14 protein-coding genes are annotated in these 19055 nt (G+C 38.7%); 1 reads left to right on the plus strand and 13 read right to left on the minus strand.

Annotated features, from left to right (window positions below; genetic code table 11):
- Positions 1-245: 245 nt before the first annotated feature.
- The 6 genes from J2S13_RS00945 to J2S13_RS00970 all read right to left on the minus strand — a co-directional run bounded on the left by J2S13_RS00945 (position 246) and on the right by J2S13_RS00970 (position 7840).
- On the minus strand, positions 246-755 hold the full coding sequence (locus tag J2S13_RS00945) for a L,D-transpeptidase (protein ID WP_307255798.1): 510 nt from the start codon (positions 753-755) through the stop codon (positions 246-248).
- A gap of 57 nt (positions 756-812) precedes the next feature.
- On the minus strand, positions 813-1781 hold the full coding sequence (locus J2S13_RS00950) for an aromatic acid exporter family protein (RefSeq protein ID WP_307255799.1): 969 nt from the start codon (positions 1779-1781) through the stop codon (positions 813-815).
- A gap of 140 nt (positions 1782-1921) precedes the next feature.
- Entirely contained in the window at positions 1922-2359 is a 438-nt protein-coding gene (locus tag J2S13_RS00955) for a BrxA/BrxB family bacilliredoxin (protein WP_307255800.1), read from the minus strand.
- A gap of 262 nt (positions 2360-2621) precedes the next feature.
- Positions 2622-3737 (minus strand): methylmalonyl Co-A mutase-associated GTPase MeaB, encoded by a 1116-nt coding sequence (meaB, locus tag J2S13_RS00960; protein ID WP_307255801.1) that lies wholly within the window; start codon positions 3735-3737, stop codon positions 2622-2624.
- Positions 3738-5906, minus strand: coding sequence for a methylmalonyl-CoA mutase (gene scpA, locus J2S13_RS00965; RefSeq protein WP_307255942.1), 2169 nt, complete (start codon positions 5904-5906; stop codon positions 3738-3740). It lies immediately after the preceding gene.
- 20 nt (positions 5907-5926) lie between these two features.
- Positions 5927-7840, minus strand: coding sequence for a methylmalonyl-CoA mutase family protein (locus J2S13_RS00970; RefSeq protein ID WP_307255802.1), 1914 nt, complete (start codon positions 7838-7840; stop codon positions 5927-5929).
- A gap of 293 nt (positions 7841-8133) precedes the next feature.
- Here J2S13_RS00970 and J2S13_RS00975 point away from each other — a divergent pair, with 293 nt between their 5' ends.
- Entirely contained in the window at positions 8134-8994 is an 861-nt protein-coding gene (locus J2S13_RS00975) for a DUF1002 domain-containing protein (RefSeq protein WP_307255803.1), read from the plus strand.
- A gap of 132 nt (positions 8995-9126) precedes the next feature.
- Here the strand turns inward: J2S13_RS00975 and J2S13_RS00980 are convergent, their stop codons facing one another.
- The 7 genes from J2S13_RS00980 to J2S13_RS01010 all read right to left on the minus strand — a co-directional run bounded on the left by J2S13_RS00980 (position 9127) and on the right by J2S13_RS01010 (position 18944).
- The gene (locus tag J2S13_RS00980) at positions 9127-10416 is read right to left on the minus strand and encodes a dihydrolipoamide acetyltransferase family protein (protein WP_307255804.1); all 1290 of its coding nucleotides are present in this window, start codon (positions 10414-10416) and stop codon (positions 9127-9129) included.
- 210 nt (positions 10417-10626) lie between these two features.
- On the minus strand, positions 10627-11610 hold the full coding sequence (locus tag J2S13_RS00985) for an alpha-ketoacid dehydrogenase subunit beta (protein ID WP_307255805.1): 984 nt from the start codon (positions 11608-11610) through the stop codon (positions 10627-10629).
- Between the two features lie 19 nt (positions 11611-11629).
- Positions 11630-12622 (minus strand): thiamine pyrophosphate-dependent dehydrogenase E1 component subunit alpha, encoded by a 993-nt coding sequence (locus tag J2S13_RS00990; protein ID WP_307255806.1) that lies wholly within the window; start codon positions 12620-12622, stop codon positions 11630-11632.
- Between the two features lie 27 nt (positions 12623-12649).
- A complete protein-coding gene (gene lpdA / locus J2S13_RS00995; protein WP_307255807.1) occupies positions 12650-14077 on the minus strand; it encodes a dihydrolipoyl dehydrogenase in 1428 nt (475 codons plus the stop codon).
- A 25-nt stretch (positions 14078-14102) separates the two neighbouring features.
- Entirely contained in the window at positions 14103-15194 is a 1092-nt protein-coding gene (buk, locus tag J2S13_RS01000; protein WP_307255943.1) for a butyrate kinase, read from the minus strand.
- A 145-nt stretch (positions 15195-15339) separates the two neighbouring features.
- The gene (gene bcd, locus J2S13_RS01005; protein WP_307255808.1) at positions 15340-16437 is read right to left on the minus strand and encodes a branched-chain amino acid dehydrogenase; all 1098 of its coding nucleotides are present in this window, start codon (positions 16435-16437) and stop codon (positions 15340-15342) included.
- Positions 16438-16889: 452 nt separating this feature from the next.
- A complete protein-coding gene (locus tag J2S13_RS01010) occupies positions 16890-18944 on the minus strand; it encodes a sigma 54-interacting transcriptional regulator (RefSeq protein WP_307255809.1) in 2055 nt (684 codons plus the stop codon).
- Between the last annotated feature and the right edge of the window lie 111 nt (positions 18945-19055).

Consider the following 19055-nt stretch of genomic DNA (forward strand, 5'->3'; position numbering starts at 1 on the left):
CCTCGCCGTGTTTCCTTTATCTCAGTCGGAAACTACGAAATCCGTACGCCGATGATCAAGGCGCTTCCGCTTTTGTTGTCGTCTAGCTTCAGCGCCTATCAGCTAGCGTATTTCTCCGTTTTCTCCCTACGATAAGTCAACATCGGCTCGTGGACTACCTCGCCGTGTTTCCTTTATCTCAGTCGGAAACTACGAAATCCGTACGCCGATGATCAAGGCGCTTCCGCTTTTGTTGTCGTCTAGCTTCAGCGCTTATTGCTAGCGTATTTTTTGGCCAATTGCTGAAATGATTCATTCGTATTTGTGATGAGTATTTTTGTCCCGATTGGTACTTTGTCATATAGCTTTTCCACCGAATCTTTATGCATCCGTATACATCCATTGGAGATATATTTTCCAATGGAACTCGGATCATTTGTTCCATGGACACCATAGATTCTCCCATTTGTATGTTTCGCGTCAAAGCCAATCCATCTTGTTCCAAGTGGATTTCTTGGATCTCCACCAGGAATATTTTCCCTTCTATAATAGGGATTTTTAGCTTTCACTGTAATTGTGAACAGTCCTTCAGGTGTTAGCTCCTGCGTTTTCCCTGTGGCTACTTGCTCAACCATTTGAATACTCCCATTTTCAACATAAGCTAATTGATTGATCCTCTTATTTACAATCACCAAAGGTTCTACTTGTTTTGCATCCCATTCAGTGGACCAAAAAGGCGTAACCAAAAATGAAATAAAGAGAAGTAGTCGAAACATTTTTTACCACATTCCAATCAATGAATTTAACATTAGTTTGCGACTTCTCTTCTTTTTTCATGCGAGGGTCTTTTGTTTATTTAACCCTTTAAAAGAACTTTTAATCCTTAAATACTGTTTCATTTCCCATAAAAAATGAAATAGTGCAGCCCTTGCTTCAAATTCTTCACGTGTCTGTGGCAAATCCGCTTGTTCAAATGATTTCTTCATATTATACAGTTTTTTAATATAAAGAGCAGCTGTATTTCCCGGGTGAATATGATGGCTGAGGTCTTCCATGAAATCTGCAATCATTTTTGCCTGATCCACTTGATGCGATATGGAAGTAACAATAGGCAATACTCTTTCTAATATGTCTAATTGTTTTTCCCTCATTTTGAAATAATAGTAAAAAGTATTTTCCTCTTTTAATAAATAATTCTCTGTATGACGGGAGGAGAGGCTTATTGCCTTTTCAAGAAGGTTTGCTGTCTCAACTAACTCTTTTCCATCCCAATTTCGGTCTTTATTCGTACGTAAATAATAAATGATTTCTTCAAAAATCTTTTCGAAATTTTTCTCAAGCTGTTGCTGATAACTATAAAGCTTCCCCTCAACACTAGGCATATATAAATTCATAATGAGAGCAATACCGATCCCCACAACAATAATTCCAAATTCATTCATTAATAATTCTAAATTAATCTCATTGGCTGAATAAACATGAAGAATAATGACACTACTCGTGACAATACCTTCTGAAATTTTGGCATAGACGGTGATGGGAATAAAAAAAAGTAATAAGACTCCAATCATAGCTGGATGATGAAAAAGCTGAAATATAATCGATGAGCCGACCATCGCAATCATGCATGCGAGAAATCGAGTCCAAGCGGCATGTAGAGATTTTTTTTTCGTATTCTGTATACATAAAATGGTGATAATCCCAGCCGAAACGAAATTGGGAAAATGAAACCATTGGGCGATCATGATCGCTATTGGAGTACCGATTGCCGTCTTAATTGTTCGATAACCTATTTTGACCATACTTCCTAATGCTCCTAAAATGTATTCTTTTAAACATGGAAAAAAGACTGCCCCAAACCAAGGGAATCAAAGCCCTTATGGAGACAGCCTCCTTTATCAAAGTCAAAAATAGCAAAAAAATCTCCCTCAATGTTCAGGCATTAAAGTTCATCACAATACTTATCAAAAGCATTTTGTAGTTTTTGAACTACAGACATAGGCTCATGCCCTTCAATTTCATGTCTTTCGACCATCGTGCATAGTTTTCCATCTTTCAGTAAAGCAAAAGACGGAGAGGAAGGTGGATATCCAGTAAAATAACTTCGTGCTTTCGCAGTTGCTTCTTTGTCTTGACCCGCAAACACTGTGACAAGTTGATCAGGTCTTTTATCGTAATGAATCGCATGTGCTGCTGCAGGACGCGCAATTCCCCCTGCACAACCACAAACAGAATTAATCATCACCAATGTCGTACCTTTCTTTGCAAATGCTTCATCCACTTCTTCTGGTGAATGGAGTTCTGTATATCCAGCTTGAGCAATTTCCTCACGAGCTATACGAACAACATCATTCATTAAAAAATTAAAATCCATGTTCATTCCCATATTCCTCCTCACATAAGTACAGTACCTTTATGATAATGGAATCATTATTTGTTTTCAAATAATGAATGGCAAAAAAAGTAGATATTTTTCACTCAGATTAGGTTTTAATGATATAGGAATTGGGAATATTAAGATAACAACTAGATTCATTCCCCTAACTCCCTAATATAGCTGGTGAACTTCACCAGCCTCTTTTTCGTAAAAACCTGAAATTAAAGGTGAAGTAGAATGATCCTAAGTCCCCGTCAAATGGGATCTACCGTTTTTGATCTCCATACACATTTGAAAATAGTGTGTGTACTGCCTGAGAAGGTGTCATTTTCCCTTCCATTGTTTCTGTCTCAATCGATTGAATATGTTCAAGAACATAAGGATGTTGGTAAAAACTATTTTTTAATTGATCAAGAATTAAAGTATGGAGCCACTCTTTTGTTTGTTGTTTTCTTCGAGAAAAAAATACATTGCTTTCCTTCGTGTTTTTCATAAATTTTTGAATGACATCCCAAAGCGAATCCATTCCCTCATGCATAATAGCAGAGCATGTATAAGCTTTTGATTGCCAACCAGGTGTTGATGGCTGTAAAAAATGAAGGACCTGGTTATACTCAGCCTTTGTCTTGATTGCCAAGCGCTTATTATCTCCATCTGCTTTATTCACAACAATCGCATCCGCAAGCTCCATAATTCCCTTTTTCATCCCTTGGAGTTCATCACCCGCACCTGTTAAAACGATCAGCATGAAGAAATCGACCATACTTCGAACAATAAATTCACTCTGACCGACGCCTACCGTCTCAATGAGAATAATATCGAACCCTGCGGCTTCACACAATAGCATCGTTTCTCTCGTTTTACGGTGAACCCCACCAAGTGTTCCGCTAGAAGGAGAGGGACGGATAAACGCATTTTCCTCTCTGGAAAGCAGTTCCATTCTCGTTTTATCTCCGAGTATACTCCCCCCGCTAATGGATGAGCTTGGGTCAATCGCTAGAACGGCTACTTTATAACCTAGATCACAAAGCAATTTACCAAAAGATTCAATAAATGTACTTTTTCCCGCACCAGGTACACCCGTTATTCCAATTCGAATAGAATTTCCTGTGTGTGGAAGAAGCTTTTGTAAAAGCTCTTGACCAAGTTGATAATCCTTAAAGGCATTGCTTTCAATTAATGTGATCGCCCTAGCCAATTGTTGGCGTTTTCCTTGAAGAACTTCATCTGCCAAGAGGGCTAAATCTACATTTTTTTTTGTCTTTTTTCGAAAACGTTTACCCGACCCTGCCGAAAAACCATCATGAGATGAATGGATGCCTTTCATCACATGGAGAGCCGATTGGCTCTCCGGTGTTTTTTGATTTTTTTTGTCAACCATTTATTCCGTCACTTCCTCGTATCCGAGGCTTTTATAGATTTCTTCTAATATTTTTTGAGCAGAAACCGGAATAACTGTACCTGGGCCAAAAATAGCTGCTGCTCCATGTTCACGAAGGAATTCATAATCTTGTGCAGGAATAACACCACCAATAAAGACGACGATATCTTCTCGCCCTAACTTCTTAAGCTCTTCGACGAGAGCAGGTAATAATGTTTTATGACCAGCTGCTAATGAACTAAATCCAACAGCATGAACGTCATTTTCAACAGCTTGTAAAGCTGTTTCCTGTGGTGTTTGGAATAATGGACCGATATCCACATCAAATCCTAAATCCGCATAAGCGGTTGCAATAACTTTTGCCCCACGGTCATGTCCATCCTGTCCCATTTTGGCTACTAAAATACGAGGACGGCGACCTTCATTATTAGCAAATTCGTCTGTCATATCTTTTACTAATGTAATTTGTTCTTCATCAGAGAAATTCGAGCTATATACACCGCTCACAGAACGAATCACCGCCTTATGTCTTCCACTTACTTTCTCAATTGCATCGGAAATTTCTCCTAAAGTTGCACGTGCTCTAGCTGCTTCTACCGCTAATTCAAGTAAGTTTCCTTCACCTGTTTCTGCAGCCTTTGTGATGGCGAGTAATGTTTCAACTACTTTTTCTTCATTTCGTGAAGCTTTAAGTTCTTTTAATCGATCTAATTGTTTTTGACGAACAGCTGTATTATCAATGTCCAAAATATCAATTGGGTCTTCTTGTTCCAACCGATATTTATTTACACCAATAATCGTCTCTTTACCAGAGTCAATAAACGCTTGTCTGCGTGCAGCTGCCTCTTCAATTCTCATTTTTGGAAGACCCGTTTCAATCGCTTTCGTCATTCCACCTAATTCTTCAATTTCTTCAATGTGTTTCCACGCACGTTCCATTAACTCATTGGTTAAGGCCTCTACATAGTAAGAACCTGCCCATGGGTCAATTACCTTAGTAATTCCCGTCTCTTCCTGTAAATACAACTGTGTATTTCGGGCAATACGTGCAGAGAAATCGGTTGGCAAGGCAATTGCCTCGTCTAATGCATTTGTATGCAATGATTGTGTATGCCCCATAGCTGCAGCATGTGCTTCGATTAATGTCCGCGTCACATTATTAAATGGATCTTGTTCAGTTAGACTCCAACCTGATGTTTGTGAATGTGTTCGAAGGGCCATTGTCTTCGGATTTTTCGGATTAAATGTCTTCATTAATTTTGCCCAAATTCGACGAGCTGCGCGCATTTTGGCAACTTCCATATAATAGTTCATGCCAATTGCCCAGAAGAATGAAAGTCTTGGGGCAAATGAATCAATATCGATTCCCGCTTTCAAACCTGTTTTTACATATTCCAAGCCATCTGCCAATGTGTAAGCAAGCTCAATATCAGCTGTTGCTCCCGCTTCTTGCATATGATAGCCAGAAATACTAATGCTATTAAACTTCGGCATATATTTAGATGTGTATTCAAAAATATCGGCAATACTTTTCATCGACATTTCAGGTGGATAAATATACGTATTACGAACCATATACTCCTTCAAAATATCATTTTGAATGGTTCCCGATAATTTTTCTTTAGAAACCCCTTGTTCTTCCGCTGTAACGATATAGAAAGCCATGATTGGGATTACTGCACCATTCATCGTCATAGAAACAGACATTCGATCTAGTGGAATCCCATCAAATAATATTTTCATATCTAAAATAGAATCAATCGCTACTCCGGCTTTCCCTACGTCACCAACAACTCGCGGATGATCAGAATCATACCCTCTATGAGTTGGAAGGTCGAAAGCGACGGATAACCCTTTTTGTCCCATTGCTAGATTTCGGCGATAAAACGCATTACTTTCTTCAGCAGTAGAGAATCCTGCATATTGTCGCACAGTCCACGGGCGATTCGCATACATCGTAGGATACGGTCCTCTTGTATAAGGAGCTACTCCGGGAAAATCACTCAGATGTTGTAAAGACTCAATATCCTTTTTAGTATAAAGCGGTTGTAATGAAATCTTCTCATTCGTTTCATATGATAACTCTTCAAAAGATTGTTTAATTTCATTTTGTAACGATGTTTTCCATTCACTTAAAGAAACATCACTTACATTTGAAAATGGTTGCATTTGTTTGAAATTCGGTTTCGTCACTTGCTTTGTCCCCCTTCCCAGATTGTTAAAAGGGAAGATAATTTTTCTAATAAATTCTGTCTTAAATAAATCGCCCCGTTTAACCCTCTATTCTTCCATTCCTGCATCATCTCATCTTCCATAAGTCCAGCGATGTCAATTTGTAAAGGGATATCCTTAGTTTTCACTTCGCATAGAATATCTGAAACGAATTCCTCATAAGCTTGGTCCGTTCCGCAAATACAATAATATGGGAGTTTTGTTTCCTTCATAAACTGAACGGCATCCTCGATCGTCATGCATTCATCGCTTTTAACAGCTAGAATTCCGCCAGATGCTAAAACCCCTGTAACGAAGTCCGCACGTGGCTTAAATTCTTTCAATTTGCCTAAACAAATTAAACCTGCTTGAACTTTTTCTCCATGATCCAGCAGTTTCTTCGCTCTTTCCCGTAATTGTTCGAAAGGTTCTGCAAGACGTTTTCCATTCAATGGTTGAATCGTTTCAGTTGATGTAAACCCTGCCATTTCCTTAATGGACTCCTGCTGTTTGATTTCTGGTGCAGTTTCAGATACAACAGAAGGGATTTCTTCTTGTAAGTCTGAATAAATGTTTGTGCCGATCATGGATTGTTTACGTACCGCCAAATCAGCCACTCTTTTTTCCATTACTTCAGTAATTTGCTCTTGAATCCAGCCAGTTTTTAATGAAGCAATAATTCCACCTTGCTCGTCTAATTGTAAAAATAATTTCCAAGATTCACGTCCTAATTCGGCTGTTAAGGACTCTACGAAGTAAGACCCTCCTGCTGGATCAATTACTTTATCTAGATGGGACTCACTTTTTAGTAAAAGCGGAATGTTCTTAGCTACTCTTTCTGCCAACTGACTATTCTGTCCAAATGGCTCATCGAAAGGAGCAACTTGTAAATATTCAATTCCTCCAACGACAGCTGCAAACGCTTCACTGCCTGTTCGCAAAATATTCACATGACGGTCTAGTTTCGAAAGGGTGAATTTGGATGTTTCCGCCCCAATCGTCACTTTAATGCTGTCGCCATCTAAACCATAGCCTCGGCAAATCGTTGTCCAAATTTTACGGAAAGCGCGTAGTTTAGCTAATTCGATAAAGAATTGTGATCCAATTGGGAAGTGGAAAACCATTTTTTCTGTTATTTCTGCCACTGACCACCCATTTGCTTGTAATAATTCAATATAATAAACAGCTTCACTTAAAGCAATGGCTAGTTCTTGAACGACAGTTGCCCCAGCATTATGATAAGGAGCTGTATTAATGACAATGGTTTTTAAAGACGCAAATCTTTCTTTTAAAGCGCTTGTCATTTCAGCAAATTTCGACATTTCTTCTTCAGAAGGAATGACACCTTTTGCAACACCTTGAGATAATAGATCCTCCCCTATTACTCCCTCTAATTGAACAGATGGTTCCTCATTAGACCATTTTGTTAAAAAGGTAGCAAACGGAACTGAATATCCCTCTGTAAGAAGATAAAAAGGGAATCCCTTTTGACTGAACTGCTGAAAGAATTGTTTCACTTCATCATATGTCCACCCTGATACGTCATTGACTGAGAAAGAAATAGTATCTTGCCCCGATTGCAATGCATTCTCTAACTTCCCTGTTAGCGTTTGTTGATCTTTTCCCTTCAATGGTTGCGCAATCTTAAATGGCTTTTCGATGTAGCCCCCTTTTGAAAAGCCTCTCGTAAAAGATTGTTCTCCTGGAAATTGATCAATTTCTTCCTTTTCAAGATCACTTGGAATATATAATGGTTTCAAGGTGATCTTCTCATATGTCTCTGTCTTTAATTTCGCCAAAGGCTTTCCCTTCAGAGAAGCCTCTGCTTTTTCTTGCCACTCTTGAACGGAAATTTTCGGAAATGATTGTTCTTTCATTTCTTCGATTTTCATAGAGTGCCCCCCCTTTTTATGAACTCGCATTTAGTTAAACCTAAATATTCGAAATTTTTTTCACATTTATTATTTTAGTATATAAATTTATTGTGCGCAATTATTGACAAAATAAAAAAAATTCGTTATATGATTCTCCTTATGTACATCATTCCCTTTTCGCCCTAAAAATACCACTTTTTTGCTCATAACTTGTATTTGTAGCTGATTATAATTAAAATTGAATGAGGTATGGTTTCAATTGCTATATATGGAATGATACCTTATTTTATTAAACTTGGGGAGAGACATTTATGAAAAGAATATTTTCATTACTAGCCATCTTAATCCTAAGCTTTACGATGTCAGTTAAAGCGGATAGTGTTGTTGGGGATACGATTGTTACATTGGGAGAAAACCTAACTCCAGCACAAAAAGAAACGGTGTTAAAAGATATGGGGGTTGGCGAGGATGTAACCACTATTACGGTATCCAATGCTGAAGAGCATAAATATTTAGGAGATTACGTCCCAAAAGCACAAATTGGATCAAAAGCGATTTCTTCCACCAAAATTACAACAAAAGAAAAAGGATATGGAATAGTCGTTAATACGAACCATATTACTTGGGTTTCAAAGGAAATGTATACAAATGCCTTAGTTACCGCTGGAGTGAAAGATGCTGATATCTATATAACAGCTCCATTTGATGTTTCTGGTACAGCTGCTTTAACAGGAATATTAAAAGCATATGAAGTTTCAACTGGTGAAAAAATCCCAGAGGATCAGAAACAAGTGGCCAACGAAGAAATGGTTACAACGGCTAAATTGGCTGATTCGATCGGACAAAAAGAGGCAACCGAACTCATCCAAAAAGTAAAAGAGGAAATTGCTAAACAGGATCCGAAGACAGCCGAAGACATTAAGGTGATTATTAATAATATTTCGAATGAGTTAAACATTCAATTAACACAGGATCAATTAGATCAATTAGTAAGTTTATTCGACAAAATGAAGGATTTAAATATTAACTGGGATCAAGTAAATTCCCAATTAGACAAAGCGAAGGAAAAATGGAATGACTTCAAAAATTCCGAAGAAGGTAAAGGAATTATCCAATCAATCCTTGACTTCTTCAAAGCGATTTTCAACTGGATCGCTGGATTATTTAGCTAACCCTTTTGACCAGTAAAATCAACATCAATCTAACAAGCCGCTGATGAATCATGAGCGGCTTGTTTTTATCTTGGTAAAAGTTACTTCTATGCTGCCCCTCTAACTCTTCTCATTAAAGAAAGCCCTTAAACCTTAATAAATGGTCGTATGCTCCTTTGATGTATTTTCCAAAATATCCTTCACACGTTGCAAGAAGCGACCACAAATAAGCCCGTCTAAAACCCGATGATCTAAAGACATACATAAATTGACCATATCACGTACTGCAATCATCCCGTGATCCATCACAACAGGTCGCTTGATGATGGATTCAACTTGTAGGATCGCTGCTTGTGGATAATTGATAATTCCCATTGATTGAACAGATCCGAAAGAACCTGTGTTATTGACAGTAAATGTTCCCCCTTGCATATCTTCTGATTTCAAAGAACCTGTACGGACTTTTTGGGCGAGCTCCATAATTTCTTTCGCAATCCCTTTAATCGTTTTTTCATCCGCATTTTTTATGACAGGAACAAACAGCGCATCATCCTTTGCGACTGCAATTGAAATATTCACTTCTTTTTTCTGAACAATTTTATCTCCTGCCCACATTGAATTAATCATTGGAAATTCTTTCAATGCTTGCGCTACCGCTTTAACGAAAAAGGCGAAGTAAGTTAAATTGAATCCTTCTCGCTGTTTAAACTCGGTTTTGATTGAATCTCGATATTGAACAAGATTGGTGACATCTACTTCCATCATTGTCCATGCATGAGGAATTTCATGCTTACTTCGGAGCATATTCCCAGCAATTGCTTTTCGTACACCACTTACTGGAATTTCAATATCCCCTGGAATGGTTGGAACTTGTACTGGTTGTGGCTCTTGTTTTTTCATAGTATTACTCAGGTTTACGTCAATTTCTTTTTTAGGTATTTCGTTTGTTGTTGCCTGTTTTTTCGTTGAGCTTGTTGGAATATTTCCAGATTCAATGATTTTTAATAAGTCTTTTCTAGTAATTCGACCGCCTCTTCCCGATCCATTTACTTGACTTAATTCAATGCCATGTTTTTGAGATAGTTTTAATACTGCAGGGGAGTAACGAGCACTTTGTGCATGTTCAGCCACAGAATCTTTCCCTGTATTCTTTTCTTCTGTCGTTTCTTCTAATTCCTTTGAAGAATCTATCGCCACACCACCTTCGATCTCAATCGTGCAAATGACTTCTCCCACTTCAATGGTTTGGCCTTCATCTGCGATCAATTCCTTGATCACTCCCGAAAAGGAAGATGGAACTTCGGCATTCACTTTATCTGTCATTACTTCTGCAAGTGGATCGTATTTATTAATTGAATCCCCCACTGAAACTAACCACTTGCTAATCGTCCCTTCTGTAACACTTTCCCCTAGCTGAGGCATCGTAATTTTTTCTATAGACATAGAAAACCCTCCTAACAATCCAAAATGTTGAGCCATGATTATGGTGTTTTATATCAATATATTTTTCACTTTTAATTCATCAACCCGCGTGGCGCTTACGGCTCCTAGTTGCTCGAGGTCAAGTGTCAAGCTCCTCCAGAAGGAAAATCGCCTTCTTGCGGATCTTGACTCTTGCTTGTCGCAACTGGGCAGTCGCCTTCACTTTTTATGTTAAAATTCGGATAATTCTCTTATGGCTTGTTCTACTTTGTCGGGGTTCACCATAAAGAATTTTTCCATTGTTGGGGCATATGGCATGGCAGGTACATCTGGTCCCGCTAATCGTTTGATTGGTGCATCAAGTTCAAATAAGCAATGCTCTGCAATGATGGCAGACACTTCACTTAGAATACTTCCCTCTTTATTATCTTCGGTCACAAGCAGAACCTTTCCTGTTTTACTTGCGGCTTCTATGATCGCTTCTTGATCTAAAGGATAAACGGTTCTTAAATCAAGAATATGAGTTTCGATTCCATCCTTCGCCAAACGTTCGGCAGCTTGCAGGGCAAAATGAACACATAGGCCATAAGTAATTACGGTGACATCATCCCCTGTTCGTTTCACATCCGCTTTTCCGATCGGTAAAACATAATCATCTGAAGGGACTTCTCCTTTAATTAAACGATAGGCCCGTTTATGTTCGAAAAATAAGACAGGATCTTCATCGCGAATGGCAGCCTTTAATAAACCTTTTACATCATATGGAGTAGAAGGCATGACTATTTTCAATCCCGGCTGATTGGCAAAAACGGCTTCAACTGATTGAGAATGATACAATGCTCCATGCACGCCACCTCCATATGGGGCACGAATCACCATCGGACAGTTCCAATCATTATTGGAACGGTAACGAATTTTGGCTGCTTCCGAAATAATTTGATTGACAGCGGGCATAATAAAATCAGCAAATTGTATTTCTGCAATTGGTCTCATTCCATACATTGCTGCACCAATCCCGACACCAGCAATCGCCGATTCTGCAAGCGGTGTATCGATCACCCGCTCTTCTCCAAATTGCTCATATAAACCTTGTGTCGCTTTAAAAACGCCACCTTTTTTCCCAACATCTTCCCCAAGCACAAATACTTTCTTGTCACGTTCCATCTCTTCACGAATCGCCATTGTTACGGCATCAATATAAGAAATGACTGGCATCGTTATCTCCCCCTTGCTTCTATTCTGCGTAAACGTATTTCAATGCGTGTTCTGGTTCAGCGTACGCTGCGTTTTCTGCATATTCCGTTGCTTCATTGACGATTTTCATCACACGATCATTAATTTCTTTCTCTAAAGAATCATCCATAACACCTGTTTCTTTTAAATACGCACCAAATGTAATAATGGGATCATTCGTTTTTGCTTTTGCCACTTCATCAGGAGAACGATAGGAACGATCATCATCATCTGATGAATGTGGTGTTAAACGATAGGATATGGTTTCAATTAACGAAGGGCCTTCCCCACGACGGCCTCGCTCAGCCGCTTCTTTCACTGCTTTATACACTTCTAACGGATCATTTCCATCAACTGTAACACCTGGCATTCCATAACCTATTGCACGATCGGATACTTTCTCACAGGCTAATTGTTTTTCAATTGGAACAGAAATGGCATATTTATTGTTTTCACACATGAAAATAACAGGCAATTTATGCACTCCCGCAAAGTTTGCTCCTTCATGAAAATCTCCTTGGTTAGAGGAACCTTCTCCAAATGTCACAAACGTAACTAAATCTTTTTTCTCCATTTTTCCCGCCAACGCCACCCCGACCGCATGGGGAACTTGGGTTGTAACAGGTGAAGATCCAGTTACAATTCGATTCGCTTTTTGTCCAAAATGTCCTGGCATTTGTCGACCACCAGAGTTTGGATCTTCAAGTTTTGCAAATCCCGAAAGAAGGAGCTCCTTCGGCGTCATTCCAAAAGTAAGAACAACCCCCATATCACGATAATAAGGTAGAACATAATCTTTTTCCCGATCGAGAGCAAAAGCTGCTCCAACTTGGGCTGCTTCCTGCCCTTGACAGGAAATGACAAATGGGATTTTTCCAGAACGATTTAACAGCCACATTCTTTCATCAATTCGTCGAGCAGTGAGCATTATTTCATACATTTCTAATACTTGATCATTTGTTAACCCTAATGGTTCATGACGGTTTTCGACCATTTTCTTAACCTCCCAATTTACATATTTCTATAAATGAATTGCTTTTCCATCGACCGCTAATGCCGCTTCGCCAATGGCTTCGCTTAATGTCGGATGTGGATGGATCGTATGAGCCACTTCCCAAGGTGTGGCATCAAGTACTTTCGCTAATCCTGCCTCTGAAATCATATCGGTCACATGTGGACCGATCATATGAATTCCTAATACATCATCTGTATCTGAGTCGGCAATTATTTTCACAAATCCATCTGTTTCACCGAACACTAAAGCCTTACCGATTGCTTTAAACGGAAATTTGCCGATCTTTATATTGTACCCCTTATTCTTTGCTTCTTGTTCTGTCAAGCCTACACTAGCCGCTTCAGGGTTAGAATAAATACATTTGGAAATGGTAAAATAATTAAGAGGATAGGGATTTTCACCCGCCATATGTTCTACGGCTACAATCCCTTCATGAGAAGCTACATGAGCCAATTGTAGTCCTCCGATACAATCACCAATCGCATAGATATGGGATTCTTTTGTTTGGAAATATTCATTCACTTGAATAAAACCTTTTTCTATTAAAATATCGGTATTTTCAAGGCCAATTCCTTCTGTATTTGCCTCTCTTCCAACAGATAAAAGGATTTTTTCCGCCGAAAAGGAAGAGATTTTTCCGTTTACTTCTGCTGATATTGAGACTTTCTCCTTCGTTTTTTCCACTGTTTCAGGCAAAACTTTTGCGTTTGTTACGATTTTCACACCTTTTTTCTTCATTAAACGTTCCATTTCTTTTGAAATATCTTGATCTTCTGTCGGCACCATTCGATCTGCATATTCCAAAACGGTTACCTCTGTGCCAAAATCAGCAAGCATGGATGCCCATTCTATCCCAATGACCCCGCCACCAACAATGATCATGGACTCGGGAAGAGTATTGATTTCTAAAGCTTCATCAGAAGTTAAAACAAATTCGCCATCCACTTCTAACCCTGGTAGAGACTTTGGTCTAGAGCCAGTTGCCACAATGACATTTTTAGGAATAAGCATTTCGTTTTCCCCGCCATTATTCATTTCAACAGAAATCGTCCCTGGTAAAGGCGAAAAAATAGAAGGTCCCAATATTCTCCCAATTCCTTCATATACATCAATTTTGCCTTTTTTCATTAAATGTTGGACACCTTTATGCAATTGACTGACAATATTTCGCTTACGCTCTTGTACCTTTAAGAAATCAATTTCAACATCATTCGCTTTAATTCCGTACTCTTCTCCTCGTTTTGCGGTTCTATACACCTCTGCACTCCGCAAAAGAGCTTTACTTGGTATACATCCCTTATGCAGACAAGTTCCCCCAAGGTTTCCTTTTTCAACTACCGCCGTTTTCAAACCTAACTGTGCAGCCCTAATTGCTGCCACATAGCCACCTGTACCTCCACCTAGAATGACTAAATCATATTCCACTTGTGCCATTTTCAGGTGCCTCCAATCTGTTTATTTAAATTTTCGTCTTATTATAATCTTTCACTGTCTCTTCGCCTTTTAAAACTCTTAAGGCTCCTTCTGCAAGAGAGAGCAATTCATTTTCTCCAGGGTAAACCAAAATATCGGCAATCCAATGAGTGCGTCTAGTAATTTTTTCAACAAGTCCTTTGCAATGCGCTAAATCTCCTGTAAGAATAATTGCATCCACCTTTCCAACTAAGGCGGCAGCTTGGGATGCAATTTCTTTGGCAATTTGATAAGCCATTGCTTCAAAGACCATTTTCGCTTCTTCATTACCTTGGGAAATAAGAGCTTCTACTTCGTTCAAATCATTCGTCCCTAAATAACCGACTACTCCTCCATGACTAAGGAGATAATCGCTTATTTCCTGTTGATCCATATCCCCTGAGGTGAAGAGATTCACTAAATCACCCGCCGGGACAGTCCCTGCATTTGTAAGACCAAAAGGCCCTTCACCATGTAATCCATTATTCACATCAATAACTTTTCCATTTTTATGTGCACCAACTGTAATCTCATTCCCCATATGAACCACAATAAAGTTGCCGTCTTCATATGGTCTTTCTAATGTTATCGCTGCACGACGAGCAATGGCTTTCTGATTCAAAGCATGGAAGATACTTTTTCTTGTAATATGAGGCATCCCAGATATTCGAGCAATAGGTTGAAGCTCATCAACTACTAAGGGATCAACAATGAAAGCCGGAATATTTAGGCCAGTTGCAATTTGAAAACTGATGGCAGCTCCAAGATTAGATACGTGATAACCATTTACCCCCATTTCTAGATCTTCCAACATTTGGTCGTTTACGGTATATGTACCTCCTTCAATCGGAAATAATAATCCACCCTTCCCTACAACGGCATTTAGCTTCGACAAGTTGATTCCTTCTTCATCTAGAGTTTCTAAAATTGCCTGCTTTCTCAATTCCAATTGATCAAAAAGAGGTACCATCTTTCTGGATATAAGCATTTCATGAACGATTTCTTTTTCCAAAATAAATAGTTTATTATGAAAAACACCGATCTTAGTTGATATGGAGCTGGGATTAATGACTAAAATACGATATTCTTCATTCTTAATGACCATCGAAACCTCCTTATATGATTTATCATTTTCAAGAAAAGGATAGGATATCCATAATGTTTCTTTTGCTTTTATCACAATAAAGTGAAACTTCATTCGTGGGGGCATCTTCATCCCCCACTGAAGGCAGTTTCATTTCTCCCTAACGGCGACGATTTAAAATATGTTTTCCATCTAGTAAAAATTGGCTACGTGAACGACGCATTTTTTCGATTCTTTCTTCTGCCAAACGATCAGCCGCTACATAACTTGGAACTTGATCCCGTTTTGAAATGGCAAAGATTTTTTCAATTGTATGATAAATTTGATCCACTTTTTTCATGGCTCGTTCGCGATTATAACCGTATAATTCATCGGCTACATTGATCACTCCACCTGCATTAATCACGTAATCAGGAGCATAGACAATTCCCATTTCATGAATGGTATCTCCATGTCGAGTTTCTTTTAACTGGTTATTAGCAGATCCTGCAATCGCTTTCACTTTTAATTGTGGGATGGTTTCGTCGTTGATGACTGCTCCTAGTGCACACGGGGCAAAGATATCAGCCTCAACTCCATATATTTCATTCGGCTCAACAGCCTTGGCACCAAAATCATCTACAGCTCGTCTTACTGCCTCTTTATTAATATCCGTTACAATTAAACTCGCCCCTTCTTCATGGAGGTGGCGACATAAATTATAAGCAACATTCCCCACCCCTTGTACCGCAATTGTCCGTCCTTCTAACGAATCTGAACCGAAAGCCTCCTTTGCAGCTGCTTTCATTCCGACATAACACCCATAAGCTGTCACTGGAGAAGGATTACCTGATGAACCAAAAGCAGGGGAGATTCCTGTAACATAATCGGTTTCTTCATGAATTAAATCCATATCACTTACGGTTGTTCCTACATCCTCAGCCGTAATATATCGGCCACTTAAGCTTTGAACATAGCGGCCAAATGCACGAAACATCTCCTCGTTTTTGTCTTTTCGAGGATCCCCGATAATAACGGTCTTTCCACCACCAAGATTTAAGCCAGCTGCAGCGTTCTTATACGTCATTCCTTTTGCTAAACGCAGTGCATCTTCAATCGCAGCTTCTTCCGATGCATATGTCCACATTCGAGTCCCACCTAATGCCGGGCCTAAAGTTGTGTCATGAATGGCAATAATCGCTTTTAACCCTGATTGTTGATCTTGGCAAAATACTAATTGTTCATAATCATATTTCTCCATATATTTAAATAATTCCATTCTTTTTTCCTCCTTGAAATCAATCTTTAATACTAGCTTAATCATAGTGAACTGTTTCCAAACTTCAGATTCTAGAAAGAATTGGTGAATCAAAATCCATAAAGTGAAACTTCATTCAGTAGGGGTTTTCTTCATCTCCCACTGAATGTTAGTTGAACTTATCGGATCTTTAGGGGCAGTTTTCCTCCACCGATCTTTTTTGTTTCCAAATCATTTTGAGGTGGAGGTTTTACTGCCCGTTAAGGCGGGATAAAGCATTTCCTCATTTATTTACATGCAAATTCCGTGCCAATTATTAAATAATACCAAAAAACTTTCATTGAAATCGAGCGTCCCGCTTTCTATCGGCTTTTTTTCTAAATCAACTACTTCGGACTTCTTGTTTTCCTATACAAAAAACGATCGAAATACCATGCAATATTTTGCATACAACGCAATATATTGCATGCTGTTTACTGCAAATTATATTTATCTAGCTTGTAATAGAGATTCCGAATGGAAATGCCTAGTTTTCTTGCCGTTACTGTTTTATTCCCTTTATTCTGTTCTAAATATTGTTTAATAATCTCTTTTTCATACTCTTCCAAGAGGAATGATAACTCTTTATTTCCACTCAAATCTAATCGTAACGATTGTTTTGGGTACTCTTCATTTTTTTTCTCAATAAAATGTAAATGTTGATCATTGATTTCTGCTTCATTATAATTCATAAAAATCATCGCTCTCCCTAAAACATTCTCTAGCTCCCGAACGTTTCCTGGCCAGTCATATTCCATTAGCTGTTCTAACGCTGACTCTGTCACCCCTTCAACATTTCTTCCATAATCTTGGTTAATTTTTGTAATTAACCTTTCACATAAAAAGGGAATATCAGATATTCGGTTACGTAAAGGAGGAATTTGAATAGGCATGCGACTTAAACGATAGTATAAATCCTCCCGAAACTTCCCTTCCGCCATCGCTTTTTCCAAATTGACATTGGTTGCAGCGATGACACGTACATTGATTGGCACAGGCTTCGTACCACCGACACGGATAATCTCATTTTCTTGAAGAACACGTAATAATTTCGCTTGTGTATTCGCACTTAATTCTCCAATTTCGTCCAATAAAATACTTCCATTATGCGCTTCTTCGAACAACCCTCTTTTTCCGCCACGTTTTGCTCCTGAAAATGCTCCTTCCTCGTATCCGAATAATTCACTTTCTAACAGCGATTCTGAAATCGAGGCACAATTCACTCGAAGAAATTTATTATAACGACGGTCACTAGCATTATGGATGGCATGAGCAAAAAGCTCCTTTCCTGTCCCAGATTCTCCTCTTATTAAAATCGTGGCAGGAGTTTTAGCTCCCAATTTTGCTTGTTCGACGGCGATTTTTATTTCATCAGACTCCCCGATGATATCTTCAAATGTATATTTCGCTTCCAATGTACGAATGATCTGTCTCGCACGATTTAATTTCTCTGTTAAAGATTGAATTTCCGAAATATCATGAATAACTCCGACACTTCCTTTCAATTTTCCATTTACAATAATGGGCGCAACATTAACAATGACCCCTTTCTTTTTAGGCCCTACACTCATTTTGACTCCACGAACCGGTCTTCTTGTTTCCAATACTTTCAAATGAACACTATCGCCTTCATTAATATCAATGGTCGCCGGCTTCCCGATCACTCGTTCCTCCGTTAATCCAGTAATTCTTGTATAAGCCGGATTGATTAATATTCCTCTTCCTTTTTCATCTACAACCGAGATCGCATCATCACTTGAATGAATAATAGCCTGTAGCATCGTTTGAATTTCCTTTAAGTTCGTTACCTCTTCTGCTAAATCCATTACTTTGGTAATATCCCGAAAAACAGCAAAAGCGCCAATAACATCCCCATGATCATTAATCATCGGGATCCTCGTTGAAATAATTTCCAAATCATTGTCTAAAACATGTTCCTGATTGGCCTCTATCTTTTTCGTTCTTAAGATTTGCGGGAGTCTTGTATTTGGAACAATTTCTTGAACTTTCGCTCCGATCGCAACCTTTTTTTCCACCCCGATGATTCTCTCTGCACTTTTGTTGAACAGCATGATCTTTGTATCGAGGTCTATCCCTATCATTCCTTCTTCAGTTGAATCTAATATGAGATCAATTTTTTTCGTTTCACTTTTTAATTGGGCAATCAATTGTTCCTTTTCTTCCATTAAATTAGCTAAAATATAAGCGACACTCCCTGGAATGAGTAACATATTTTTATTTTGGGCTTCCCTCAATTTGTAAAATACCCCTTTATCCCCAGTTACCTCAATCACGATATCAATCTCATCTGTTAAAAATTCTCTCCAATCATCCCCTGTTTTTATCCCTAGTTTTTTTGCTTGTTGGATCGCCTTCGCTTCCCTGTCTATATCCACAATCGCTGCAATGTTGAACATCGTCGTTTCTAATAAAATCTTCATAATAGCACTGCCACCTTGACCGCCACCAACGATTAATACATTATGCATGTTGATCCCTCACTTCACTTATCTATGCAATATTTTTCATGTTTTCATTGTATTGAATCTCTTTTCACTTGACAAATCATCTAGTTAAGATATGATTTTCTGGAAAGGATT

It is taken from the genome of Oikeobacillus pervagus (assembly GCF_030813365.1).
GTDB classification, from domain to species: domain Bacteria; phylum Bacillota; class Bacilli; order Bacillales; family DSM-23947; genus Oikeobacillus; species Oikeobacillus pervagus.